The sequence below is a fragment of the Streptomyces glomeratus genome (genome assembly GCF_021462825.1).
GTDB lineage: Bacteria > Actinomycetota > Actinomycetes > Streptomycetales > Streptomycetaceae > Streptomyces > Streptomyces glomeratus.
Window position 1 is genome coordinate 258,602 of record NZ_JAKEEB010000001.1, and the last position, 23,860, is coordinate 282,461.

A 23,860-nucleotide genomic window follows, 5' to 3' on the forward strand; every position below is an offset into this window, starting at 1 on the left:
CCGAACCTGTTTACTTTTCGGCAAAGCGGCCGTAGCCTCCGCAGTGAAACCACACGTTCGGGCATCGGTCGGAGGCGAACGGACATGTACGCGCCGGAGCGGCAGCAGGAGATCCTTCGGCTCGCCCGTGAGGGCGGCCGGGTGGATGTGGTGTCGCTGGCCGAGGAGTTCCAGGTCACCGCGGAAACGATCCGCCGCGATCTGAAGGCTCTGGACCGGGCAGGTCTGGTGCGCCGGGTGCACGGCGGTGCCATACCCGCCGGCCGCCTGGACTTCGAGCCGGATCTCGCCGAGCGGGAGTCCACCGCGGCCGACGAGAAGGACCGGATCGCCAAGGCTGCGGTCGCCGAACTGCCCGGCGGCGGCACGGTGATCCTCGACGCCGGCTCGACCGTCGCCCGGCTGGCCGGGGACCTCCCCCTGGAGGCCGCCCTCACCGTCGTCACCCACAGCCTGCCCACGGCGGCCCGGCTCGCGGACCATCCCGGCATCCAGCTTCATCTGGTCGGGGGGCGCGTGCGGCACCGTACGCGCGCCGCCGTGGACGCCTGGGCGCTGCGCGCGTACGGCGAGATCCGCGCCGATGTCGTGTTCATCGCCGCCAACGGCTTCTCCGCCGACCACGGACTGACCACGCCCGACCTCGCCGAGGCCGCCGTCAAGCGCGCCGCGATCCGTGCCGCACGCAGGGTGGTGCTGCTCGCCGACTCCTCCAAGCACGGCCAGGAGCACTTCGCCCGCTTCGGCGACCTCGGTGACGTGGACCTGCTGATCACCGACACGGGGCTGAGCCCCGAGGACGCCCTGGCGATCGAACGCGGCGGCACGGAAGTAGTGCGCGCATGATTCTCACCGTCACCCCGAACCCCTCCCTCGACCGCACGTACGAGGTCCCGTGCCTCGACCGCGGCGAGGTCATCCGGGCCACCGGCGAACGCATGGACCCGGGCGGCAAGGGCGTGAACGTCTCGCGCGCGGTCGCCGCCGCCGGACAGCGCACGGTCGCCGTGCTCCCGCTGGGCGGGGCGCCGGGGGCGCTCGTCGCCGAGTTGCTCCACGGCCAGGGCATCGACGTGGCGCCGGTACCGATCGCCGGAGCCACCCGCTCCAACATCTCGGTCGCCGAACCCGACGGCATCCTCACCAAGATCAACGCGCCCGGTCCCGAACTTTCCCCCGCCGAGGCGGAACTGCTCCTGGAGACGGTCCGCGAGCAGTACCGCGCGGCCGACCCCACCTGGATCACCTGCTGCGGCAGCCTTCCGCGCGGCCTTGCCCCCTCCTGGTACGCCGACCTGGTCGCCCGCGCCCACGCCGCGGGTGCCAGGATCGCGCTCGACACCTCGGGGCCCGCGCTCCTGGAGGCGCTGCGCGAGCGACCGGACGTGGTGAAGCCGAACGCCGAGGAACTCGCGGCGGCCGTCGGGCGGCCCCTCGTCACCGTCGGCGATGCGGTCAAGGCGGCCGAGGAACTGCGCGGGATGGGTGCGGGTGCCGTGCTCGCGAGCCTCGGCGCGGACGGGCAACTGCTCGTGTCCGACACGGGAGTGTGGTTCGGCAGCGCGCGCGTCGACGCCGTGCGCAGCAACGTCGGCGCCGGCGACTCCTCCCTCGCAGGCTTTCTGATCGCGGGCGGTGCCGGATCCGAGGCCCTGGCCTCGGCCGTCGCCCACGGAGCCGCGGCGGTCCAGCTGCCCGGCAGCGTGATGCCGACCCCGGGCGACCTGGACCCGTCCGCCGTCACGGTCACGTCGGTGGTGCCCGTGGACCGCCTGCTGACGGAGCCGGTGTCATGAGCGCGCGCCGTGCCTCCCCGCGACCGCGGCGGCACCCTTGTGCTCCCGCCCCAGACCGGGGGAGGCGGGGTTCCCCCGGCCCCGCTTCCCCCCTCCTCCCCGTAGCACCCACCTTCCTTCCGTACACCCCCTGCACTTCCGTCCCCACCAGCGCCCGTCCCACCCACCGGGCGATACGCGTGCGAAGGAGCCCGCGATGAGCGAGATGATCACCGCGGACCTGGTCGATCTCGACCTGTCCGCCGACACCAAGGAGGCGGCGGCACACGCCCTCGCCGAGCGGATGGTGGCCCAGGGCCGGGTGACCGACCTTGAGGGCTTCCTCGCCGACGTCGCGGCCCGCGAGGCGCAGATGCCCACCGGTCTCGACGGCGGCATCGGCATCCCGCACTGCCGTAGTGAGCACGTCACCGAGCCGGCGCTCGCCTTCGGACGCAGCGCACGGGGCATCGACTTCGGCGCCGCGGACGGACCGGCCGACCTGATCTTCCTGATCGCCGCCCCGGCGGGTGCGGACGACGCGCACCTGACGATCCTTTCGTCTCTCGCCCGCCGGCTGATGAACGCCGAGTTCACCTCCGCGCTGCGGTCCGTGGACGACGCGGCGACGGCCGCCGCGCTCATCCGGGGGGACGAAACCCCGGCCACGGGCGAGGGTTTCGAAGGTTCCCAGGACCCCGCGGCGGCGGCCGGCTCTGCGGCTTCCGCCGGCGTCGCCGCGGACAGCACGGCCCCGGTACCGGGCCCGCGCGTCGAGGATTCTGCCGCCCCGGCCGGGCGGCCGTTCCGTATCGTCGCCGTCACCTCATGCCCCACCGGCATCGCGCACACCTATATGGCCGCCGAATCGCTGGAGAACGCGGGCCGCGAGGCGGGCATCGAGATCGTCGTCGAGACACAGGGCTCGGCCGGCTTCACTCGGCTCGACCCGGCCGTCATCGAGGCGGCGGACGGCGTGATCTTCGCCCATGACGTGCCCGTACGGGACAAGGACCGCTTCGCCGGCAAGCCGACCGTCGACGTCGGCGTGAAGGCGGGCATCAACCGGCCCGCCGAGCTGATCGCAGAGGTGCGCGACAAGGCCGCGCGCGGTGAGGTGACCGCGGCCCCGGCTCCGGGGACCCCGGTCGAGCGCGCCGGCGACTCCGGTGAGGGCTACGGCACCAGGCTGCGCAAGTGGCTGATGTCCGGTGTGAGCTACATGGTTCCGTTCGTCGCCGCGGGCGGCCTGCTGATCGCCCTCGGCTTCGCGATCGGCGGCTACAAGATCAACAAGGCGCCGTCGGTCATGGACCACTTCGTGTGGACCCAGGCGGACAGCTGGGCCGCGCTGCTCTTCCAGATCGGCGTGGTGTCCTTCGGTTTCCTCGTCCCGGTCCTGGCCGGGTACATCGCCTACGGCATGGCGGACCGGCCCGGTCTCGTCCCCGGCTTCGTCGGCGGCTCGATCGCCCTCACCATCAACGCGGGCTTCCTCGGCGGTCTGGTCGCCGGTCTTCTGGCCGGCGGTGTGGTCATGGCCATCCAGAAGGTCCACATCCCGGCGGCACTGCGCGGCATCATGCCGGTGGTCGTGATACCGCTGATCTCCTCGGCGTTCGTCGGATTCCTGATGTTCGTCGTGGTCGGAAAGCCCATCGCCTCCGCGCAGAAGGGCCTGACCGACTGGCTGAACGGCCTTACGGGCACCAACGCCGTCCTGCTCGGCGCGCTGCTCGGGCTGATGATGTGCTTCGACCTCGGCGGCCCCGTCAACAAGGTCGCGTACACCTTCGCCACGGCCGGTATCGCGGTCTCCACCCCGAGCGACTCGGCGATGAAGATCATGGCCGCGGTGATGGCCGCCGGCATGGTGCCGCCGCTGGGGATGGCCCTGGCGACGACGGTCCGCGGCAAGCTCTTCACGCACACCGAGCGGGAGAACGGCAAGGCCGCCTGGGTGCTGGGCGCCTCCTTCATCTCCGAGGGAGCGATCCCGTTCGCGGCGGCCGACCCGCTGCGGGTGATCCCCTCTTCGATGATCGGGGGCGCGCTCACCGGCGCTCTGTCCATGGCCTTCGGCGCCACCCTGCGCGCCCCCCACGGCGGCATCTTCGTGGTCCCGCTGATCGGCGACCCGCTCCTCTACCTGGTGGCGATCGCCGCCGGTGTGTGCGTGACCGCCGCCCTGGTGGTGGTCCTGAAGGGCATGCGCAAGCAGAGCCCGAAGGGCGCGGCCACGGACGCCGGCGCCGTCGTAGCGGCCGCGTCCGAGTCCCAGCAGCCGGTCGCCGCCTGATCGGACACCGCATCACAACGCGCGTCGGCCGCAACCCCGGTGAGGTGTTGCGGCCGACACGCGCGCGGCAGCGCCGATTCGAGGGCGACGGCCTCACTGCTCGCCTCTGAGCCCGTTCGTCGTACTTGATGTATTTGGTGTATGTGCGGCATTGTTTGCCGTATTCGTCGTACTAGTCGTACCTGCGAGATGCGTCACGGTCCGGCGTTAAAGGCCCGGATCATGGTGTCTACTGGGGTTCATGCCTGCGCATGTGTCGACGCTCCAGTTGTTGGGCGTGCCCGCCCTCGTCTTGGTGACCGCCGTCTGTATCGGCCGCGTGGGCCGCGCTCTGCGCCGCCACCGCTTCGAGGAGGCGGCCGGGCGGCACACCCGTTCCGGGGGCGCCGCCCGGCGGCACCGTGAGGTGCTCCGGGCCCTGCCTCAACAGTCGCAGTCGGGCCCCGACCTGGAAAGCGTCGAACTCACGCCCGCCGAACGGGACGCCTTTGCCGTGCTGATGCGGCAGTTCCGTCAGGGGCGCTCCTAGCCCCCGTCGTCCGGGGCCCCGCCGCCTCGGGAGTCGTCAGCGGTGCCGGCCGGGCGCCGTGGCCCGGCGCTCCATCGCCTCCCGTGCCGCATCCTCCGTCGCGTACACCTCGCACATGTGCCGTCCGTCCGGCGTTGCCGTGTGCTCGACCTCCCACAGAGACAGCTCCCGGCCGTCACGCAGCAGGAAGGCGTGCTCATAGAGTGAGAAGCTCAGTCGCGCCCGGGTGGCCGGGCCCGGCCGTCCGAAGGTCTGAGTGATCTCGTGCGCGAATGCCGAGCCCAGCAGTAACGACTCCACATCCGCGCCCGGGCGGTCCGCGTTCTCCGCCCGGCGCAGCAGTCGGCGGGCGTGGTCCGCCGAGTCGTCGGGCCGGTACGCGTGGCGGGGTTCGGGCACGGGGGACAGCTGCACCGGCACGGGCAGCTCGAAGTCGGGGGTGTCCACAGGGAGCGGAAGCCGGGCTGTGGCGGCGCGCAGTTCCTCCTCGTCCACGTACACCTCGTGTTCCAGATGGCCGCCGGGTCCCGTGTTGTGGACGAGCTCCCACAGAGTGACCGCCGAGCCGTCCGCCATCAGCCATGTGTGCCGGTACGTCTCCCGGTGCAGGCCCGCGCTGTGGTGCGCCGAGTGCAGCGAACTGTCGTCGGCCAGCGCGCAGTCCAGCATCGCTATCGTCTCGTCGGGCAGCTCGAAGGAGTTCAGGGCGCGACCCAGAAGCCGCGCGAGGTGCTCCTCCGGAGACTCGGGCGACTCGGCTGGCTCGTACGCTGCCGTCTCGTACGGAACGCTCAAGGGCTCTCCCGGCGTTGCTGCATGTCACCTTGTGGGTGCATACCGTAGCCCCTCGGTCGGACATCATGTCCGGGAACCGAGAAAACGTGCGGTGGGAAAACGCGCGGGCCGCGCGGTTGGTTCCCGCGCGGCCCGAGTTCCCGTCAGAACTTGCTGGTCAGACGGCACTTCCCGCAGTCCATGCGCTCCACGGCATGTTCCAGCCGTTGAGGCCGTTGTCCGGAGCGACCGTCGTGTCCGGGGAGTTCTTGACGATCACGACGTCCCCGATCAGCGAGTTGTCGTAGAACCACTTCGCGGTCGTGCTCCCCTGTGCGCCCTGGCTGTCCGCCATTCCGACGCAGCCGTGGCTGGTGCCCTCCCGGCCGAAGGGCGGATTGCCTTTGTTGTACCAGTAGTTGCCGTGGATGAACGTTCCGGAGGTGGTCAGCCGCATCGCGTGCGGCACGTCCGCGATGTCGTACTCGCCGCCCAGCCCGACCGTCTGGCTGTTCATACGGGTCTGCGTGAACTTCTCGGAGATCACCATCTGCCCGTTGTACGTGGTGTGCTGCGGGCTGCCGGTCGAGACCGGGACCGTCTTGACGGCCTGTCCGTCGCGCACCACCGTCATGGTCTGCGTCCGGGCGTCCACCGTGGAGACCTGGGAACGGCCGACGGTGAAGGTCACGGTCTTCTTCTGCACACCGTATATACCGTGCGCGCCCTCGACCCCGTCCAGGTCGATCTTCATCGTGACCTTGGAACCGGCCTTCCAGTATTCCTCGGGCCGGAAGTCCAGCCGCTGCGCCCCGAACCAGTGCCCCGCGACCTGCTGCCCACTGCTGGAGGTCACCGTGATGTGCGACTGCACGGCCTTCTTGTCGGTGATCGCCTTGTTGAAGGTGAAGGACACCGGCATGCCGACACCGACCGTCGTGCCGTTGTCGGGCGTGTAGGTGCCGATGAAGCTGTTCGCCGAAGAGACCGTCGTGAAGATGGAGTTGGCGGCTGCGACCCGGTTGTTCGCGTCCTTGGCGGTCGCCGAGATCTCGTACTTCGTTCCGCGCTCCAGCTGCTCCTTCGGCTTCCAGGACGTCCCGTCCGCCGAGATCTCCCCCGCGACGGCGGCGTTCGTCCCCGCCACCGCCATCTTCACCTCGGTGAGCTTCCCGCCGCTGACCTTCACCCCGGTCGCGTTGATCGACGCGTCGGTGGAACCGTCCTTGGCGGAGATGGCGATCGTCGCGGTGGAGGTCTTGGACTCCTTCGAGTCCTTTCCGCTCTTGTTGTCGGCGTTGGCGCTGCCGCCGCAGGCGGTGAGGGTCAGGGCGCCGACCACCAGGGCGGCACAGGCCCCCAGTACGCGCCGCGCTCGCATGTCCGGCGTTGTCACGGGCTTCTCCAGGTCTTTGTGATGTGCGTGATCCGCTCGAGTACGTGGAGAAAGAGCGCGCGTCCCGGCAAAGGGTTGCCGTCGCTCCCCGACGAACACCGCCATGTGACAGAACCGGGACATCTCCCGCCCCGATCCCTGTCACCCTCCCCGCACCCCCCTCCCCGCCCCCCTTCCCGCACCCCCCTTACAGCTGCCCGTACAACTCCCCGTACGACGGCCACGATCCGCCCGGCCCGTCGACCGACCCGGCGGCGCGCACGGCCCGCACGATCGCGCGTGTCACGAGGTCCGCGCCCGCCGCGAGCACCTCGTTCAGTGCGAGGGGGTCCGTGGGGGCGAGCGGGCGCGCGCCGGTCGCCAGCGCGAACACCGTGTCCCCGTCGTTGAGCAGATGCACGGGCCGTACGGCGCGTGCGAAGCCGTCGTGCGCCGTGCCCGCGAGCTTCTGCGCCTGCGCCTTGGTGAGGTCGGCGTCGGTCGCCACCACCGCCAGGGTCGTGTTCAGCGGAGGGCGCCCGGACTTCGCCGCGGCCTCGGTGAGCCGCCGCCGCGCGGCCTCGTGCACCTCCCGCGCCGGCAGGCCGACCCGGCCCTGGGCCAACTCCCCGTACAGCGCGCCCGTCGTCGGTTCCACCACCGAGCCGGCCGCGTTGCACACGACCAGGGCACCTACCGTGATTCCCGAGCCGAGCACGGTGCTCGCCGTGCCGATCCCGCCCTTGAGCGGGCCGACCGTCGCCCCCGTGCCCGCACCGACACAGCCCTCCGCCACCGGCGCGCCCGGCTCGCTCGCCGCGGCCGCCTCGACCGCGGCCCGGCCGGTCGCCGCGTCCGGACGGGCCTTGAAGTCCCCGCCACGGCCCAGGTCGAACACGCAGGCGGCGGGCACGACCGGCACCACGTGCGTCGGATCCGGACCGACGCGCACCCCGCGTCCCTGCTCCTCCAGCCAGGCCATCACGCCCGACGCCGCGTCCAGTCCGTAAGCGCTGCCTCCCGTGAGGACGACCGCCTCGACCTTCTGCACCAGATTGCGCGGGTCCAGCGCGTCGGTCTCCTTGGTGCCGGGCCCGCCGCCGCGCACGTCCACGGCCGCGACGGCCCCGCCCTCGGGGGCCAGGACGACCGTGGTGCCGGTCAGCCAGCCGCCCCCGGTCCGTGTGGCGTGTCCCACTCGCAGACCCGCGACATCTGTCAGAGCGTCAACTGTCATTCCCCCATGATCCGTCGCCGCACCGCGGTGCCGTACCCCTCCGGGCCATCACGGCACCGACGGGGCCCTCGGGCGGCCACGCGTACCGGCACACGGCCGCCGGCACCGGCGTATGGCCGCCCGGCGGCACGGACCGGCCCGTCTCACCAGGGGCCGCGGACGTACGCTGGAGGTATGAGCACGCCCCCCGCCCGCGCGCCGCGCGATGCCAAGCCCGACCCGAAGGACGCCCTTGTCTTCGACGACCCGCTGAGCCGGCCCTCCTCGGACGACACGGACCGGGGGTGGGGCGAAGGGGCCGGCCCGACCGGCGACAGCGCGGCCGATCTGGCGCGGTTCCTCGACGAGAAGCCGCCCCACCATCTGTGAGTGCGTGTGGGCGCGGGGCGGCAGGCCCGTCGGTGCCCCTCCGCTCTCGACCCGCACGGGCCTGTTCCGCCGGGGCCCGTTCCGCGGGAGCCGTTCTCCCAGGGCCCGGTTCCCAAGGGGCGTTCCGTCAGGGCCAGTCGCTTTATGACCCGGTTCGACCCGAGTCGCGCTGGGTGACGAGGGCGTCGCGGATCTCCTTGAGCACCTCCAGCTCGGTCACCTCGATCACCTCGTGCGTTCCCTCCCTCGCCTTGCGGCGCTCCTCCTGCCGGGCCAGGAATCTGGCCATCGGCAGCACCATGAGGAAGTAGACGACCGCGGCGGTGATCAAGAAGTTGAGCGTGGCACCGAGGACCGAACCCCACAGGATCCGGACCCCCGTCGCGCTCGCCCCCGTGCCCGTGCAGGGCGCCTTGATGCAGGAGCTGTAGCCGTCCAGGCTCTGGGTGCCGAGCGCACCCACGACCGGGTTGATGACCCCCTTCACCACGGAGTTCACGATGCCGGTGAAGGCGGCGCCGATGACCACCGCGACCGCCAGATCGACGACGTTCCCCCGCAACAGGAACGCCTTGAACCCCTGCAAGACGCTCGGCGCCTTCTTCTCGCTCACCGGTGGGCCCCTCCTCGACTGCACAAGCTCTGGAACGAACAGCTCCGCAACCTACGTCAGGCCCTCCCACGGCTGGCCACCCCGGGGGCGGGCAGCCGCGGCTCGGGGCCCGGTCGACGTGCGTCCCCGGCGTGCTCAGCACAGCGTCACCGCCAGGCGTGAGGTCGCGCCGGCACCGGCCAGGCGCGCCGCGGTGGCGCGCGGAACGGAGAGCACGACCAGCGCGCCGCTCTCGGTCGGCTCGACGTCCGGCACCCGGATCACCCGCACCCCGGGCGCCACCACCCTGGCGCTGCCGCCGCCGTCGGCCGCGATCACATCGACCCGGTCGCCCGGCCGCAACAGCCGCGCGGCCGCCCCGTCAGCGATCCGTACCGGGGCCGTGACCATCTCGGCCGGACGCGGCCGCCCTGCGGGTCTCGCCGTCGTCGTGGGCGGTCCCCCGGCTCCCGGATGCCCCCGCGCCCCCGCGGAGCCGTCCGGGCCGGCCGCGACCAGCGCGGCGGCGGTGACGGCCAGACCCACGGCCACGGCCCGCCTCCGATGCCGCAGCAGACGGTGCAGCTGATGCCGCCCGCCGCGCACGCGCAGAGGCGCGAAGTGCGGAACCGGGCACGTCGGAGGCGCGCCCGAGCGGTCGCCGGCCCCGATGTCCGACGGGTGCGCCAAGGCGCTCCGGTCCGGCGAGCCGTAGGAGGCGCCGAGGTGCGGCGGGTGCGGGGAGCCGCTTCCGTCCGGCGAACGCACGGAGGCGCCGAGGTACGGCGGAGGGGCGGAGGCGCCCAAATGCGGCGGAGGGGCGGAGCCGTGGAGGTGCGGCGGGTGTGCGGAAGCGCCGAGGTGAGAAGGAGAGAGCCGAGCCATGGTGATCACCACCTGCGTCGTGAGAGCGGGACGCCCTCCACGATGAGGCTTCGCGGGGTGCCCCGCCGACGCCCGTGGACTACCGGCTGGTTGTGGACAACCCGGCAACCCGAACGGGACGTTCCGTCCACCTGCGCGACGTCACGGCAGCTCGAAACCCGGATCCATCCCGCCCAGCGCGGTCGTGCACAGGCAGTCCCGCGCCTCGTTCGCCGGCAGCCCCGCGACCGCGTCGAACAGCACGCCCCGCAGCCGGTCCACGTTGGCCGCGAACACCTTCAGCACCTCGTCGTGCGAGACGCCCTCACCGGTCTCGGCCCCCGCGTCCAGATCGGTGACAAGGGTCAACGACGTGTAGCACAGCTCCAGCTCGCGGGCGAGCGCGGCCTCGGGGTGGCCGGTCATGCCGACCACGGACCAGCCCTGCGCCTGGTGCCACAACGACTCGGCACGGGTGGAGAACCGAGGACCCTCGACCACGACCAGCGTGCCGCCGTCCACCGGCTCCCAGTCCCGCCCGTACGCCGCTTGCAGTGCGGCCTTGCGGCCGACGGGGCAGTAGGGGTCGGCGAGTGAGACGTGCACCACGTTCGGCACGGTGCCGTCGGGCAGTGGAAGTCCGTCGAAGTACGTCTGCGTCCGCGCCTTCGTACGGTCCACCATCTGGTCGGGGACGAGCAGTGTCCCGGGACCGTACTCGGGGCGCAGTCCGCCCACGGCGCACGGCCCGAGCACCTGCCGTACGCCGACGGAACGCAGCGCCCAGAGATTGGCGCGGTAGTTGATCCGGTGCGGCGGGAGGTGGTGGCCGCGGCCGTGGCGTGGGAGGAAAGCGACCTTCCGTCCGGCGATCTCGCCGAGGAAGAGGGAGTCGCTGGGTGCGCCGTACGGGGTGTCGACCTGTATCTCGGTCACATCGTCGAGGAAGGAGTAGAAGCCCGAGCCGCCGATGACACCGATCTCTGCGTTCGCCATGGCGAGCACAGTAGCGGGCCCCGGACAGCACGAATCCCCTGCCTTCGTGCCGGAGCGGAAAGCAGGGGAATGGCAGACCCCGCCGCCCCCGAGTGCCGTCCGGGGACGGGCGGGAAGCCTGACGGCCCCACCGTCGGCGTGACGGCGGGGTCCGAGGCAGTGAGGCGGAAACTCAGCCGAGGCGGAGCCTTACGCCGAGGCGGAGCCTTACGCGGCCGAGCTGGACGCCGCGCTCGACGACGACCCGGAGTCGGACGACGACGAGGACGAGGACGAGGACGAGGAGCTCGACGACTTCGTGGACGCGGGGCTGCTGCTCGACGACGAGCCGCGGCTGTCGTTGCGGTAGAAGCCGGAGCCCTTGAAGACGATGCCGACCGCGGAGAACACCTTCTTCAGGCGGCCACCGCAGTTGGGGCACTCGCTCAGGGCGTCGTCGGTGAACTTCTGCACCGCCTCGAGGCCCTCGCCGCACTCGGTGCACTGGTACTGGTAGGTCGGCACTTGTCTTCCTCCTGGCACTCTGACTCGATGAGTGCTAACGACGGTCCATAGTGACGTATTCCTCGGGATCAGTCCACCGTGACCGGGGAGCGGTGACCGACACCACGTGCCACGGTGCGCCCGCGGGGCCGTGCCGCCAGCCGTGACCGCAGGGCCACCAGGGTCACCAGGGCCAGCACCGTGCCACCCATCGGGACGAGGAAGCCGGCGCCGTCCCACAGGCGGTCCTCCAGCTGCCCGGCGACGGTGACCGCGGCCGCCTGGCCGAACGCGACCGCGCCGGTCAGCCAGGTGAAGGCCTCGGTGCGGGCGGTCGCCGGGACCAGGCCCTCCACGAGCGTGTAGCCGGTGATCAGGGCGGGCGCGATGCACATGCCCACCAGGAGGCCGAGGCCGCCCAGGACGGCCACGGAGTGCGCGGTCCACAGGGCGGAGGCGGCCAGCGCCAGGGCCGCGTAGCCGAGGACGAGACGGCGCTGCGGGGCGGCCTTCCAGGCGACGGCTCCGCAGACGATCCCGGAGAGCATGTTGCCGGCGGCGAAGACGCCGTACAGGACGCCGTTCAGGCCGGGGGAGCCGATCGACTCGCTGAACGCGGCGAGCGAGACCTGCATGCCGCCGAAGACGGAACCGATGCCGAGGAAGGTCACGACCAGCACCCGAACTCCGGGGATGCTCAGCGCGGAGTCCCGCTTCAGGTGCGCGTGCGGCTCGGCGGCGGGCGGCTGGGTGCCCTTCTGGGCGGCGAACAGCACACCGCCGACCAGCGTCAGGGCCGCCTCGGTCAGCAGACCCGCGGCCGGGGCCACGGCGGTGCACAGGGCCGTCGCCAGCAGCGGTCCCAGCACGAAGGTCAGCTCGTCGGTGACGGACTCGAAGGCCGCCGCCGTCGGCATCAGGGGCGAGTCCTTGAGCTTCACGCCCCAGCGGGCACGCACCATGGGGCCGATCTGGGGCACCGAGGCGCCGGTCGGGACGGCCGCCGCGAACAGGGCCCACAGGGGCGCGTGGGCCAGAGCGAGCGCGGTGAGGGAGGAGGCCGCGACGGCGTGCGCCAGGACGCCGGGGAGCAGCACGGTCCGCTGGCCGTGACGGTCGGCGAGACGCCCGCTGTAGGGCGCGAACAGCGCCATGGAGACGCCGGTGGCCGCCGCGACGGCGCCCGCGGCCCCGTAGGAGCCGGTGGTGTGCTGGACCAGCAGCACGATGGACAGGGTGAGCATCGCGAACGGCTGGCGTGCGGCGAAGCCGGGGAGCAGGAACGTCCAGGCGCCGCGGGTGCGCAGCAGCTGTCCGTAGCCCGGACGGGACGACTTCGAGGTGACCGTGGACACCACGGCCCGTGCCTTTCTGCCGCCTGGTAGCGCGCGGCCCCTTCCGGGGGCCCATCGGCCGTGCGAGGGCGCGCCGAGAGCTGTCCTCTTGCGCGGACTGCGGTAGATACCGGTGCCCACTGCTCGGGGTGCCCGGCCGCCATACGGTCGCGCCAGCTCTGCGTCAGGCAGAGTTGGTTCGATCAAGGTTGCCTTGATTGTACAGAGGTGACAGGTGGGCATGCCTGTGAAAAAGGGCACCACTGGATCGCCCGCCTGGGATTGCCAGAGGTGTGAACCGGACGAAACGCGCCCGTAACGCCTGCTTCCGCCGGTCAGGAGCCCGGGCGTCCGTTCCCAAGCCCCAGCCATCCGGCCAGCTTGCCGCCCTGGCCGACGGCTCTCAGCCGCTTCTCCGCCGCGTCGCGGACCTCGTCGGTGGCGACCACGAGGAGCTCGTCCCCGCGCCGCAGCACCGTCGTGGGCAGCGGCACGAACGAGCTGCCGTCCCGGACGACGAGGGTGACCGCGGCACCGTGCGGCAGCCGCAGCTCGCCGACCTCCACACCGTGCATGCGGGAGCCCTCGGGGATCGCGACGGACAGCAGGTGCCCGCGCAGCCGCTCCAGGGGTGCGGACTCGATGCCGAGGTCGGCGGCCTCGGGGCCCTGGCCCAGGCGCAGGGTGCGGGCCAGCCACGGCAGGGTCGGGCCCTGGAGCAGGGTGTAGACGACGACCAGGACGAAGACGATGTTGAAGATGCGGCGGCTGCCCGCGACGCCGTTCACCATGGGGATCGTCGCCAGGATGATGGGGACCGCGCCGCGCAGCCCGGCCCATGACATCAGCGTCTGCTCCTGCCACGGCACCCGGAACGGCAACAGGCTCAGCACCACGCTCAAGGGGCGCGCCACCATCGTCAGCACCAGCCCGATGACGAGGGCGGACAGCACGTCGTCGCCCAGTTCGTGCGGGGTGACCAGCAGACCGAGCAGGACGAACATGCCGATCTGGGCGATCCAGCCGAGCCCCTCCGCGAAACCGCGGGTCGCGGGCCAGTGCGGCAGCTTGGCGTTGCCGAGCATCATCGACGCGAGGTACACGGCCAGGAAGCCGCTGCCGTGCGCGAGCGCGCCGCCCGCGTACGCCATGACCGCGATGGCCATGACGGCGATCGGGTAGAGGCCGGAGGCGGGCAGCGCGACATGCCGCAGGCCCCAGGAGCCGAGCCAGCCCACCGCGAGGCCGATGGCGGCGCCGACGGCCAGCTCCGCGCATATCTCCAGCAGCAGCGTGTACCAGTGTTCCACCGGGCCGGCGGCGGAGAAGGCCACGACCAGGATGACCACCGGGGCGTCGTTGAAGCCGGACTCGGCCTCCAGAACGCCCGTCACGCGCGCGGGGAGGGGGATCTTCCGCAGCACGGAGAAGACGGCCGCCGCGTCGGTCGACGACACCACCGCTCCGATGATGAGCGACTGCCGCCAGGGCAGGCCGCTCAGGTAGTGCGCGCCGGCGGCCGTGACCCCGACGCTCACGGCGACGCCGAGGAGTGCCATGGAGGCGGCCGCGGGGAGCGCGGGCTTGATCTCCTTCCACTTGGTGCCGAGACCGCCCTCGGCCAGGATCACCACCAGGGCCGCATAACCGATCACCTGGGTCAGCACGGCGTTGTTGAAGTGGACGCCGCCGACCCCGTCCTGCCCCATGGCGATACCGATGCCCAGGTATACGAGCAGGCTGGGGAGCCCGCTGCGTGAGGAGATGCGGACCGCTGCCACCGCGACGAGCAGGACGAGTGAGCAGACGAGCAGGAGCTGGTTGAGGTGGTGGACAGTCAGCGGCCGTTCCCTTCTCGCCAATCCGGGCGCCGCGGTGCGGACGCCCCGGGCCCGGCAGCGAATGCGGTGCTGCCGGGATCTTCAGGACAGGTACTTCGTTACCTTACCTAACTCTTGACGCTTTCTTGACGCTCCAGGGCGCATGATCGAACTTCCGTCCGGGCGCGTTCCCGACTCCGCGTCAAGGCGGTGGGGGCCCTGCGCCTATGGTTGCTCCAGCGCTCAGTAGAAAGCACAGCCCGCCCTGCCGCTCGTGTTAGGACAGCAAGGACAGCGATGCCCCCCAACACCACCGCCTCTTCCGGCCAGAAGCCCGGCAAGTCCGGCAGGAAGAAGGGGCGCAGAGCCCGTCTGCTCGTAATCGTCCTGGTTGTGGCCCTTGTGGGAGGTTTCGGCTATGGCGGGTACTGGTCCGTCAGCACCGTCCGTGCCTCCTTGCCGCAGACCAAGGGTTCGATCACGCTCGACGGCCTGTCGGGTCCCGTCCAGGTCAAGCGTGACGGTTACGGGATCCCGCAGATCTACGCCTCCTCCGACGAAGACCTGTTCATGGCGCAGGGATACGTCCAGGCGCAGGACCGGTTCTACGAGATGGACGTGCGCCGTCATATGACGTCCGGACGCCTGTCCGAGATGTTCGGCAAGAGCCAGGTCAAGAACGACGAGTTCCTGCGCACCCTCGGCTGGGACCGGGTGGCGCGCGAGGAGTACGACACCAAGCTGTCGGCCGCCGCGAAGAAGTACCTCCAGGCGTACGCCAAGGGAGTCAATGCCTATCTTCAGGGCAAGGACGGCAAGGACATCTCCCTGGAGTACGCGGCGCTGGCCCTCGGCAACGACTACAGTCCCGCGGCGTGGACGCCGGTGGACTCGGTCTCCTGGCTCAAGGCCATGGCCTGGGACCTGCGCGGCAACATGCAGGAGGAGATCGACCGCTCGCTGATGACCAGCCGGCTCGGCCCCAAGCAGATCGCCGACCTGTACCCCGAGTACCCGTACGGCCGTAACAAGCCGATCGTCCAGGACGGCCGGTACAACGCCCTTGCCAAGGCGTTCGAGCCGGGCGGCGCGACGGGCTCCCGGACGACGGCCGGGACCTCCGGCTCCTCGACCACCGGTACGACCGGTACGACCGGCACCACGGGCGCCAACGGCACGACGGGCGCCAACGGCACGAGCGGCACGTCCGGCACCTCGGGCTTGCAGAGCCAGCTGGCCGGTCTCTCCAAGGCCCTGGGCGACGTCCCCACCGCCGTGGGCGTCAACGGCAACGGCATCGGCTCGAACTCCTGGGTCGTCGCCGGCAGCCACACCATCACCGGCAAGCCGCTGCTGGCCAACGACCCGCACCTGTCGGCCTCGTTGCCGTCGGTCTGGTACCAGATGGGCCTGCACTGCACGACCCTGTCCCGCTCCTGCCAGTACGACGTGACCGGGTACACCTTCGCCGGCATGCCCGGGGTGGTCATCGGCCACAACCAGAACATCGCCTGGGGCATGACCAACTCCGGTGTCGACGTCACCGACCTCTACCTGGAGAAGCTGTCCGGCAACGGATACCTCTACGACGGCAAGGTGAAGCCGTTCACCACCCGCACCGAGACGATCAAGGTCGCCGGAGGGGACTCCAAGGAGATCGTGGTCCGCGAGACGAACAACGGCCCGCTGCTGTCCGACCGCGACGACGAGCTCGTCAAGGTCGGCAAGAAGGCCGGCGTCGTCGCCGCGGCCCCCGACCGTGGCGACGGCTACGCCATCGCGCTGCGCTGGACCGCCCTGGACCCGGGCACCTCCCTGGACGCCGTCTTCGAGATCGACAAGGCGTCGAACTGGAACGAGTTCCGCGCGGGGGCCCGGTCCTTCGACGTGCCCTCGCAGAACCTGATCTACGCCGACACCAAGGGCAACATCGGCTACCAGCTGCCGGGCAGGATCCCCATGCGCGCGTCGGGCGACGACGGCTCGCTCCCGGCGCCCGGCTGGGACCCCAAGTACCGGTGGACCGGCTACATCCCGAAGGATGCGCTGCCGTACGAGTACAACCCCGACCGCGGCTACATCGTCACCGCCAACCAGGCCGTGATCGACAAGGGCAAGTACCCCTACACGCTCACCACGGACTGGGGCTACGGCACCCGCAGCCAGCGGATCACCGACCTGATCGAGTCGAAGATCAAGGGCGGCGGCAAGATCTCGACCGACGACATGCGGCAGATGCAGCTCGACAACAGCAGCGAGATCGCCAAGCTTCTGGTGCCCAAGCTGCTCAAGATCGACGTCTCGGACAAGCATGTCCGTGAGGCGCAGAAGCTGCTCGAGGGCTGGGACTACACCCAGGACGCCGACTCGGCGGCGGCCGCGTACTTCAACGCCGTGTGGCGCAACATCCTCAAGCTCGCCTTCGGCAACAAGCTGCCCAGGGAACTGCGGGTCCAGGGCCAGTGCCTGTGGGTCGAGCCGGCCGACACCACCGGCCCCGCGGACGCGGACCGGAAGGTGCGCGAGTGCGGCCAGCGCGACGCGGATCAGGCGCAGCCCGACGGCGGCGACCGCTGGTTCGAGGTGGTGCGCACCCTCGTCGACGACGAGAAGAACGACTGGTGGCACACGCCCAAGACGCGCACCGACAAGGCCGCCACGACCCGTGACGAGCTGTTCGGGCGGGCCATGAAGGACGCTCGCTGGGAGCTGACCGCCAAGCTCGGCAAGGACCTGGACACCTGGAGCTGGGGCCGGCTGCACCGTCTGTTCCTGAAGAACCAGACCCTCGGTACCGACGGCCCCGACATACTCCAGTACATGCTCAACCGCGGGCCCTGGAAGCTGGACGGCGGCGAGGCGACCGTGAACGCCACCGGCTGGAACGCGGCGGGCGGCTACGGCGCCGTCTGGGTGCCGTCGATGCGCATGGTGGTCAACCTCGACGACCTCGACAAGTCCAAGTGGATCAACCTGTCCGGCGCCTCGGGGCACGCCTACAGCGCCCACTACACCGACCAGACGGACAAGTGGGCCGAGGGCGAACTGCTGCCGTGGCGCTTCTCGAAGGGCGCGGTCGACGAGAGCACGTCCGACACGCTGGAGCTCAAGCCCTGACCTCCGGCCCCGGCTGAGAACGGCCCTCCACGCGCGCGTGGAGGGCCGTTCCCGCGCACCAGGGCCTCAGCGGAAGCGGCGCACGCCGGAGGGCGTCACCACCGCGTGCACCGGACGGTCATGCGCCTCTTCGGGGACGCGTTCGACGACCTCGGCGTCGTACAGGAGCACCACCAGCGCCGGGTCGGCTCCCGCTCGCTCCAGGCGGGCCAGCACACGGTCGTACGAGCCCCCGCCGCGGCCGAGACGCATGCCGCGCGCGTCCACGGCCAGGCCGGGCAGCAGCACCGCGTCGGCCTGCTGGACGGCCTCCGGCCCCAGGCGTTCGCCCGCGGGCTCCAGCAGGGCCATCCTGGAGCCGTGCCGGACGCGGACCAGGCAGTCCGGCCCGGTGTACGCGCCCCAGTCCAGGTCGTTGTCCGGCAGGAGCGCCGGCAGCAGAACGCGCACGCCCCGCGCGCGCAGCGCGTCCAAGAGCGCGAGCGTGCCGGGTTCCGGTCCCACGGAGACATATGCCGCGACCGTGCGCGCATGTTCCAGTTCGGGCAGCTCCAGGGCCCGCTCGGCGAGCACGGCCGCCGCCTCGTCGACGTCACCCGCCGTCAACCTGCTCCTCACCGAGAGGAGCCCTCGCCGCAACATTTGCTTGTCAGGCTCTGCCTCGTGTTCCCTGGGAACCACTGGTCACCGCCCTGTCTTCCTTAACCTGCTCATATGAGAGCGATTTAATCGGAGCCACAGATACCGCCACATAGCCACCCGATAAGGTGGCGGGCATGACTGAGTCGAACCCCCGGATCACCAAGGCTGTCATCCCCGCGGCAGGCCTCGGCACCCGGTTCCTGCCGGCCACCAAGGCCACTCCCAAGGAAATGCTGCCGGTCGTGGACAAGCCCGCGATCCAGTACGTGGTCGAGGAGGCCGTCTCCGCGGGGCTCGACGATGTCCTCATGGTCACCGGCCGCAACAAGCGCCCTCTCGAGGACCACTTCGACCGCAACTACGAGCTCGAGTCGGCCCTGGAGAAGAAGGGCGACGCCGAGCGGCTCTCGAAGGTCCAGGAGTCCAGCGACCTCGCCACCATGCACTACGTCCGCCAGGGCGACCCCAAGGGCCTCGGCCACGCCGTGCTGTGCGCAGCCCCGCACGTCGGCCACGAGCCCTTCGCCGTCCTCCTCGGCGACGACCTCATCGACCCGCGCGACCCCCTGCTGGCCCGCATGGTCGAGGTCCAGGAGCAGCGCGGCGGCAGCGTCATCGCGCTCATGGAGGTCGCGCCGGAGCAGATCCACCTCTACGGGTGCGCGGCCGTCGAGGCCACCGAGGACGGCGATGTGGTCCAGGTGACCGGGCTGGTCGAGAAGCCGGATCCGGCGGACGCCCCGTCGAACTTCGCGGTCATCGGGCGCTATGTCCTCGACCCGCACATCTTCGACATACTGCGCAAGACCGAGCCGGGCCGCGGCGGCGAGATCCAGCTCACCGACGCCCTCCAGCAGCTCGCCGAGGACGAGAAGATCGGCGGCCCCGTGCACGGAGTCGTCTTCAAGGGCCGCCGTTACGACACCGGCGACCGCGGTGACTATCTGCGTGCCATCGTCAGACTCGCGTGCGAACGTGAAGACCTGGGGCCGGAGTTCCGGGCCTGGCTTCGCAGTTACGTATCCGAGGAGATGTAGCGATTTGAGCGCCGCCGCGACCCCCGCCACCGGCCAGGACCGCCTCTGGTCGGTGGACGAGCACCTGGAGGACATCCTCGCCACGGTCAGCCCGCTGGAACCCATCGAGCTGCAACTGCTCGACGCCCAGGGCTGTGTCCTGGTCGACGACGTCACGGTGCCCGTCTCCCTGCCGCCGTTCGACAACAGCTCCATGGACGGTTACGCGGTGCGGGTCGCGGACATCGCGGGCGCGAGCGAGGAGTTCCCGGCCGCCCTGACGGTCATCGGGGACGTCGCGGCGGGGGCGGCCGACCTGCTCCGGGTGGGGCCCGGCCAGGCCGCGCGCATCATGACCGGCGCCCCCCTGCCGCCCGGTGCCGAGACCGTGGTTCCCGTGGAGTGGACCGACGGCGGGCTGGGCGGCGGTCCCGTCACCGGGATGCGCGCCCGCAGCCTCTCGCCCGAGGGCGCCTTCGGGCAGGTGCGGGTGCACCGCCCGGCCGAGGCACGCGCACATGTACGCGCCAAGGGCAGCGATGTGCAGGCCGGCGATCTCGCCCTCACGGCGGGTACGGTCCTCGGGCCGCCGCAGATCGCGCTGCTCGCCGCGATCGGCCGCGGCACGGTCCGGGTGCGTCCGCGCCCGCGCGTGGTCGTCCTGTCCACCGGCAGCGAACTCGTCCAGCCCGACGAGCAACTGGCGGACGGCCAGATCTACGACTCCAACAGCTTCGCCCTCACCGCCGCGGCCCGGGACGCCGGGGCGATCGGCTACCGGGTGGGCGCGGTGGCCGACGACGCGGACACGCTCCGCGCCACCATCGAGGACCAGCTCGTCCGCGCCGACCTCATGGTCACCACGGGAGGGGTGAGCGTGGGGGCGTACGACGTCGTCAAGGAGGCCCTCTCCGCCGTCGGCGACACCGAGGAGGGCGGCGGCGTCGAGTTCCGCAAGCTCGCCATGCAGCCCGGCAAGCCCCAGGGCTTCGGCTCCATCGGCCCCGACCACACACCGCTGCTCGCGCTGCCCGGCAATCCGGTGTCGTCGTACGTCTCCTTCGAGCTGTTCGTACGCCCCGTGATCCGCACCCTGATGGGCCTGAAGGACGTGCACCGCCCCAGGACCAGGGCCGTCCTGCAGGCGGACAAGGCGCTGACCAAGGCCGCGGGCCGACGGCAGTTCCTGCGGGGCAGGTACACCGACGGCACGGTGACCCCGGTCGGCGGCGCGGGCTCCCACCTGATCGCGGCCCTCGCGCAGGCCGACGCGCTGATCGTCGTTCCCGAGGACGACACGTCCGTCGAGCCGGGCACCGAGGTCGAGGTGGTCCTCCTCGGGTGATCCCGCGGCCCGAGGCACCTCCGGGCGTGCCCGGGGCGGGGGGCTTCGCCCGGGCACCGGGTGGGGGATGTCCGCCGGTGCGTCCTGACCATGGACCTTGACCGGCCGGGCCCGCCGACTTGGCGGTACCGTGTCGCGCACAACAAGCCCGTGCGCTGCACCGCAGGGCCCGGATGGGGAGCACCGCAGCAGATGAGTACGCAGGACCGACTGAGCCACATCGACGACGCCGGGGCGGCCCGCATGGTCGACGTCTCCGGGAAGGACGTCACCGAGCGAACCGCCCGCGCAAGCGGACGCGTGCTGGTCTCCGCACGCGTGGTGGAGCTGCTGCGCGGCGAGGGCGTCCCCAAGGGCGACGCGCTCGCCACCGCGCGCATCGCGGGCATCATGGGCGCCAAGCGCACCCCGGACCTCATCCCGCTGTGCCACCCGTTGTCGGTGTCGGGTGTGAAGCTGGATCTGTCGGTCACGGACGACGCCGTCGAGATCACGGCGACCGTGAAGACCACCGACCGCACGGGCGTCGAGATGGAGGCGCTGACCGCGGTCAGCGTCGCGGCGCTGACGGTGATCGACATGGTCAAGGCGGTCGACAAGGGAGCGGTGATCACGGACGTGCGCGTGGAGGAGAAGACGGGCGGGAAGTCGGGCGACTGGAGCCGGGCATGACGGCGCCGGCCGGGCAGCCGGCCGGCGGCGCCCTGACCGCGCCGTACGCGGCCCTGGTGGTGACCGCGTCGAACCGCGCGGCCGCGGGCGTGTACGAGGACAAGGGCGGTCCCTTGATCGTGGAGGCGCTCACCCGGTTCGGGTTCGCCGCCGACGGGCCGTGGGTCGTCGCGGACGGCCACCCGGTGAAGCAGGCGCTGAGGACCGGCGTCCGGGCGGGTTACGACGTGATCGTGACGACCGGTGGCACCGGGATCTCGCCCACGGACCGCACCCCCGAGGCGACCCGCGCGGTGATCGACTACGAGATTCCGGGCATTCCCGAGGCCATCAGGGCGTTCGGAAGGGAGAAGGTGCCGACTGCGGCCCTCTCCCGGGGAACCGCCGGGGTCGCCGAGGGAACGCTGATCGTCAACCTGCCGGGGTCCACCGGCGGGGTCAGGGACGGACTGACCGTCCTGGAGCCTTTGTTGGTGCACGCCGTCGACCAGATCCGCGGCGGCGACCACCCGAGAGCCGACGCGGGCGGACCGGCGGCGCCGGGGCCCGGCCCGGGCGCACCGGCGGCCGGCGAGGACCGCCCCAGACCGAGTGGGGGTGCGAGCTGAACAGCCCATCCTGGCCCGTGGAGCTGGCGGACGGCGATGTCGTCCTCCGGCCGATACGGCTGCGCGACCAGCGGGTCTGGCGCGAGGTAAACCGCCGCAACCGGGAGTGGTTGCGGCCGTGGGAGGCGACCATTCCGCCGCCCACGCCGAGCGGCCCGATCGCGCACCGGCCCACCTACCGCCAGATGGTCCGGCATCTGCGCAGGGAGGCGGCCGCGGGCCGGATGCTGCCCTTCGTCATCGAATACCAGGGGCGGCTCGTGGGTCAGTTGACGGTGGCCGGGATCACCTGGGGGTCGATGTGCTCGGGGCACGTCGGCTACTGGGTGGACGAGGCGGTCGCGGGCCGGGGGGTGATGCCGACGGCCGTGGCGCTCGTCGTCGACCACTGCTTCCGGACCGTCGGGCTGCATCGCATCGAAGTCTGCATTCGCCCCGAGAACGGGCCGAGCCGCCGGGTGGTGGAGAAACTCGGATTCCGCGAGGAGGGGCTCCGGCCGCGTTATCTGCACATCGACGGGGCCTGGCGGGACCACCTCGTCTTCGCGCTCACCGCCGAAGAGGTGCCCGAGGGACTTCTCACGCGCTGGCGTCGGGCGCGCTCCCAGCAGGCCCACCCCGGAAAATAAAAAATGTGTTCGAAATTGATCGGGTGGCGATCACCTTGGGCCAATGCAATAGCGGTCCCGTCGGCCTGTTGATCGCATCGGTCCCAAAAAAAGTTCGAAATATCAGCCAGATCGTGCGACACACCGGCCCAATTGGCAGATGGCCTCATGCAAACCCCTCTACCGTGTGAGGCGTGAGCAGCAGCGGCCTCATCTACGCAGTCATTGTCGGGGCCTGGGCCGCCTACTTGGTGCCTATGTGGCTCCGTAGGCAGGACGAGCTGAACGAGTCTCGTCCGACGGAACGCTTCAGCACCGCCATCCGGCTGCTGTCCGGACGGGCGGCCATGGAGCGTCGATACGCCAAGGGCCTGCGGGCGCGCTCCACCGAGGAGGGGGAGCGCAGTGATCACCCGGACGGCGTCACCGACTCGGTGGACGTCCGGGCCTTCGCCGTGCCTCCGAGCGGTCGGCAGGAGCGCACGCGGGTGGAGCCGGAGGGCCCGGCTCGCCGGGAGCCGGCGGGCCGGGTCGCCCCCCGGGCCCGGAAGGTGCCCTCGGCGGAGGCCAGGGCACGCGCTCGGCGCTCGAAGGTGCTGGCGCGGCGCCGGCGCACCACCGTGGTGCTCTTCCTCGCCTTCACGCTCGGCGCGATCGTCGCCGCGGTCGGGGGGCTGGCCTTCCTGTGGGCACCCGGCGTGCCCGCCGTGCTGCTGAGCGCGTACATCGCCTATCTGCGGTCCCAGGAGCGCAAGCGGTTCATCTACACGATGGACCGCCGCCGAGCCGAGGCGGCTGCGCAGCGGCTGCGTGAACGGCAGCCCCGGCGGCGGCCCCCGGCCCCGTCCGAGGCGGAGGAGCAGCCGGAGGACGGGTCCGAGCCCGAGGGCGACCCCGGGCTGTCGGCGCTCGCCGCGGACCGGCGGGCCCTGGTCGAGCAGACCGATCACGCGGAGTGGGTGGACCAGCAGCGCGAGCGGCAGCGCAGACCGGGCCACGGGGACAGCTGGGATCCCGTGCCGGTGCCGCTGCCGACGTATGTGACCGCGCCGGTCGCCCCCCGGGCGACGCCGAGCGTGGACCTCGGCACGCCGGACGCCTGGAGCTCCGCCCGGTCGAGCGCGGCGGAGGCGGCGGCGCCCGTGCCCGGGGTGTCCGCGGCCGATCGCGACGAACCGGACCCGGAGGAACCCGCCGGGGCCCAGGAACGGCCGGGGGCCGGTGACGGCGCCCGGAGCGACGCCCGCAGGGCGGCCTCGGCGCGACGGTCCCGGGAGCGCGGGCGCACTCCGCTGTTCGATCAGTACGAGGACGGAGAACGGCCCCGGGCCGCCAACGAGTAGGGGCCGCCGGTGCCTGGTCGTACCCCCGCGGTTGACCTGGGCGGAACGGATTTCCAGACCGG

The 23,860-nt window shown here is 71.5% G+C and carries 22 protein-coding genes; 12 read left to right on the forward strand and 10 right to left on the reverse strand.

Annotation, left to right across the window (positions count from 1 at the left end; all coding sequences use genetic code 11):
- Positions 1-84: 84 nt before the first annotated feature.
- The 4 genes from LZ604_RS01170 to LZ604_RS01185 all read left to right on the forward strand — a co-directional run bounded on the left by LZ604_RS01170 (position 85) and on the right by LZ604_RS01185 (position 4,603).
- On the forward strand, positions 85-846 hold the full coding sequence (locus LZ604_RS01170; protein ID WP_234511495.1) for a DeoR/GlpR family DNA-binding transcription regulator: 762 nt from the start codon (positions 85-87) through the stop codon (positions 844-846).
- Positions 843-1,796, forward strand: coding sequence for a 1-phosphofructokinase (gene pfkB / locus LZ604_RS01175; protein ID WP_234511497.1), 954 nt, complete (start codon positions 843-845; stop codon positions 1,794-1,796). The genes LZ604_RS01170 and pfkB overlap by 4 nt, the downstream gene beginning before the upstream one ends.
- Positions 1,797-1,992: 196 nt before the next feature.
- Positions 1,993-4,074: a PTS fructose transporter subunit IIABC gene (locus LZ604_RS01180; RefSeq protein ID WP_234511504.1), complete on the forward strand. Its 2,082-nt coding sequence runs from the start codon at positions 1,993-1,995 to the stop codon at positions 4,072-4,074.
- Positions 4,075-4,315: 241 nt separating this feature from the next.
- Positions 4,316-4,603, forward strand: a complete 288-nt coding sequence (locus LZ604_RS01185) for a hypothetical protein (RefSeq protein WP_234511506.1) — start codon at positions 4,316-4,318, stop codon at positions 4,601-4,603.
- Positions 4,604-4,639: 36 nt separating this feature from the next.
- On the opposite strand, the gene LZ604_RS01190 is transcribed toward LZ604_RS01185, so the two are convergent.
- From LZ604_RS01190 to LZ604_RS01200, 3 genes are all read right to left on the reverse strand, one after another.
- Positions 4,640-5,398 carry a DUF6227 family protein gene (locus tag LZ604_RS01190; RefSeq protein WP_234511508.1) on the reverse strand — a complete coding sequence of 253 codons (759 nt, stop codon included), beginning with the start codon at positions 5,396-5,398 and terminating at the stop codon, positions 4,640-4,642.
- A 157-nt stretch (positions 5,399-5,555) separates the two neighbouring features.
- On the reverse strand, positions 5,556-6,773 hold the full coding sequence (locus tag LZ604_RS01195) for a L,D-transpeptidase (RefSeq protein WP_234511511.1): 1,218 nt from the start codon (positions 6,771-6,773) through the stop codon (positions 5,556-5,558).
- A 187-nt stretch (positions 6,774-6,960) separates the two neighbouring features.
- On the reverse strand, positions 6,961-7,989 hold the full coding sequence (locus LZ604_RS01200) for a P1 family peptidase (RefSeq protein ID WP_234511513.1): 1,029 nt from the start codon (positions 7,987-7,989) through the stop codon (positions 6,961-6,963).
- 174 nt (positions 7,990-8,163) lie between these two features.
- Between LZ604_RS01200 and LZ604_RS01205 the strand changes: the two genes are divergently transcribed.
- Positions 8,164-8,358, forward strand: coding sequence for a hypothetical protein (locus tag LZ604_RS01205; RefSeq protein ID WP_234511515.1), 195 nt, complete (start codon positions 8,164-8,166; stop codon positions 8,356-8,358).
- 142 nt (positions 8,359-8,500) lie between these two features.
- Here the strand turns inward: LZ604_RS01205 and mscL are convergent, their stop codons facing one another.
- From mscL to LZ604_RS01235, 6 genes are all read right to left on the reverse strand, one after another.
- Positions 8,501-8,971: a large conductance mechanosensitive channel protein MscL gene (gene mscL / locus LZ604_RS01210; RefSeq protein WP_234511517.1), complete on the reverse strand. Its 471-nt coding sequence runs from the start codon at positions 8,969-8,971 to the stop codon at positions 8,501-8,503.
- Positions 8,972-9,106: 135 nt separating this feature from the next.
- Positions 9,107-9,622, reverse strand: a complete 516-nt coding sequence (locus LZ604_RS01215) for a hypothetical protein (protein ID WP_372482074.1) — start codon at positions 9,620-9,622, stop codon at positions 9,107-9,109.
- A gap of 354 nt (positions 9,623-9,976) precedes the next feature.
- Entirely contained in the window at positions 9,977-10,810 is an 834-nt protein-coding gene (locus tag LZ604_RS01220; protein ID WP_234511519.1) for an S-methyl-5'-thioadenosine phosphorylase, read from the reverse strand.
- 207 nt (positions 10,811-11,017) lie between these two features.
- On the reverse strand, positions 11,018-11,314 hold the full coding sequence (locus LZ604_RS01225; protein WP_234511521.1) for an FmdB family zinc ribbon protein: 297 nt from the start codon (positions 11,312-11,314) through the stop codon (positions 11,018-11,020).
- Between the two features lie 68 nt (positions 11,315-11,382).
- Positions 11,383-12,651, reverse strand: coding sequence for an MFS transporter (locus LZ604_RS01230; RefSeq protein WP_234511523.1), 1,269 nt, complete (start codon positions 12,649-12,651; stop codon positions 11,383-11,385).
- A gap of 311 nt (positions 12,652-12,962) precedes the next feature.
- A complete protein-coding gene (locus tag LZ604_RS01235; protein WP_234511525.1) occupies positions 12,963-14,489 on the reverse strand; it encodes a potassium/proton antiporter in 1,527 nt (508 codons plus the stop codon).
- Between the two features lie 255 nt (positions 14,490-14,744).
- Here LZ604_RS01235 and LZ604_RS01240 point away from each other — a divergent pair, with 255 nt between their 5' ends.
- Positions 14,745-17,564, forward strand: coding sequence for a penicillin acylase family protein (locus LZ604_RS01240; RefSeq protein WP_234511529.1), 2,820 nt, complete (start codon positions 14,745-14,747; stop codon positions 17,562-17,564).
- Between the two features lie 66 nt (positions 17,565-17,630).
- Here LZ604_RS01240 and LZ604_RS01245 read toward each other — a convergent pair whose 3' ends face one another.
- Positions 17,631-18,206 (reverse strand): 5-formyltetrahydrofolate cyclo-ligase, encoded by a 576-nt coding sequence (locus tag LZ604_RS01245; RefSeq protein WP_234511531.1) that lies wholly within the window; start codon positions 18,204-18,206, stop codon positions 17,631-17,633.
- A 134-nt stretch (positions 18,207-18,340) separates the two neighbouring features.
- On the opposite strand from LZ604_RS01245, the gene galU reads away from it, so the two are divergent.
- The 6 genes from galU (at position 18,341) to sepX (ending at position 23,798) form a co-directional block, all read left to right on the forward strand.
- On the forward strand, positions 18,341-19,243 hold the full coding sequence (galU, locus tag LZ604_RS01250; protein ID WP_234511533.1) for a UTP--glucose-1-phosphate uridylyltransferase GalU: 903 nt from the start codon (positions 18,341-18,343) through the stop codon (positions 19,241-19,243).
- A 4-nt stretch (positions 19,244-19,247) separates the two neighbouring features.
- Positions 19,248-20,567: a molybdotransferase-like divisome protein Glp gene (gene glp, locus LZ604_RS01255; protein ID WP_234511535.1), complete on the forward strand. Its 1,320-nt coding sequence runs from the start codon at positions 19,248-19,250 to the stop codon at positions 20,565-20,567.
- Between the two features lie 192 nt (positions 20,568-20,759).
- Positions 20,760-21,239, forward strand: a complete 480-nt coding sequence (moaC, locus tag LZ604_RS01260) for a cyclic pyranopterin monophosphate synthase MoaC (RefSeq protein ID WP_234511537.1) — start codon at positions 20,760-20,762, stop codon at positions 21,237-21,239.
- Positions 21,236-21,847 carry a MogA/MoaB family molybdenum cofactor biosynthesis protein gene (locus LZ604_RS01265; protein WP_234511539.1) on the forward strand — a complete coding sequence of 204 codons (612 nt, stop codon included), beginning with the start codon at positions 21,236-21,238 and terminating at the stop codon, positions 21,845-21,847. Before moaC ends, LZ604_RS01265 begins: the two co-directional genes overlap by 4 nt.
- Before the next feature lie 17 nt (positions 21,848-21,864).
- Positions 21,865-22,476: a GNAT family N-acetyltransferase gene (locus tag LZ604_RS01270; protein WP_234511542.1), complete on the forward strand. Its 612-nt coding sequence runs from the start codon at positions 21,865-21,867 to the stop codon at positions 22,474-22,476.
- A gap of 173 nt (positions 22,477-22,649) precedes the next feature.
- The gene (gene sepX / locus LZ604_RS01275; protein WP_234511544.1) at positions 22,650-23,798 is read left to right on the forward strand and encodes a divisome protein SepX/GlpR; all 1,149 of its coding nucleotides are present in this window, start codon (positions 22,650-22,652) and stop codon (positions 23,796-23,798) included.
- Positions 23,799-23,860: the final 62 nt, after the last annotated feature.

Coding starts and splice junctions, on each gene's coding strand:
- LZ604_RS01170 (WP_234511495.1), top strand. CDS start 85: ATGTACGCGCCGGAGCGGCAGCAGGAGATCCTTCGGCTCGCCCGTGAG.
- pfkB (WP_234511497.1), top strand. CDS start 843: ATGATTCTCACCGTCACCCCGAACCCCTCCCTCGACCGCACGTACGAG.
- LZ604_RS01180 (WP_234511504.1), top strand. CDS start 1,993: ATGAGCGAGATGATCACCGCGGACCTGGTCGATCTCGACCTGTCCGCC.
- LZ604_RS01185 (WP_234511506.1), top strand. CDS start 4,316: ATGCCTGCGCATGTGTCGACGCTCCAGTTGTTGGGCGTGCCCGCCCTC.
- LZ604_RS01200 (WP_234511513.1), bottom strand. CDS start 7,989: ATGACAGTTGACGCTCTGACAGATGTCGCGGGTCTGCGAGTGGGACAC.
- LZ604_RS01205 (WP_234511515.1), top strand. CDS start 8,164: ATGAGCACGCCCCCCGCCCGCGCGCCGCGCGATGCCAAGCCCGACCCG.
- LZ604_RS01220 (WP_234511519.1), bottom strand. CDS start 10,810: ATGGCGAACGCAGAGATCGGTGTCATCGGCGGCTCGGGCTTCTACTCC.
- LZ604_RS01240 (WP_234511529.1), top strand. CDS start 14,745: ATGCCCCCCAACACCACCGCCTCTTCCGGCCAGAAGCCCGGCAAGTCC.
- LZ604_RS01245 (WP_234511531.1), bottom strand. CDS start 18,206: ATGTTGCGGCGAGGGCTCCTCTCGGTGAGGAGCAGGTTGACGGCGGGT.
- galU (WP_234511533.1), top strand. CDS start 18,341: ATGACTGAGTCGAACCCCCGGATCACCAAGGCTGTCATCCCCGCGGCA.
- moaC (WP_234511537.1), top strand. CDS start 20,760: ATGAGTACGCAGGACCGACTGAGCCACATCGACGACGCCGGGGCGGCC.
- LZ604_RS01265 (WP_234511539.1), top strand. CDS start 21,236: ATGACGGCGCCGGCCGGGCAGCCGGCCGGCGGCGCCCTGACCGCGCCG.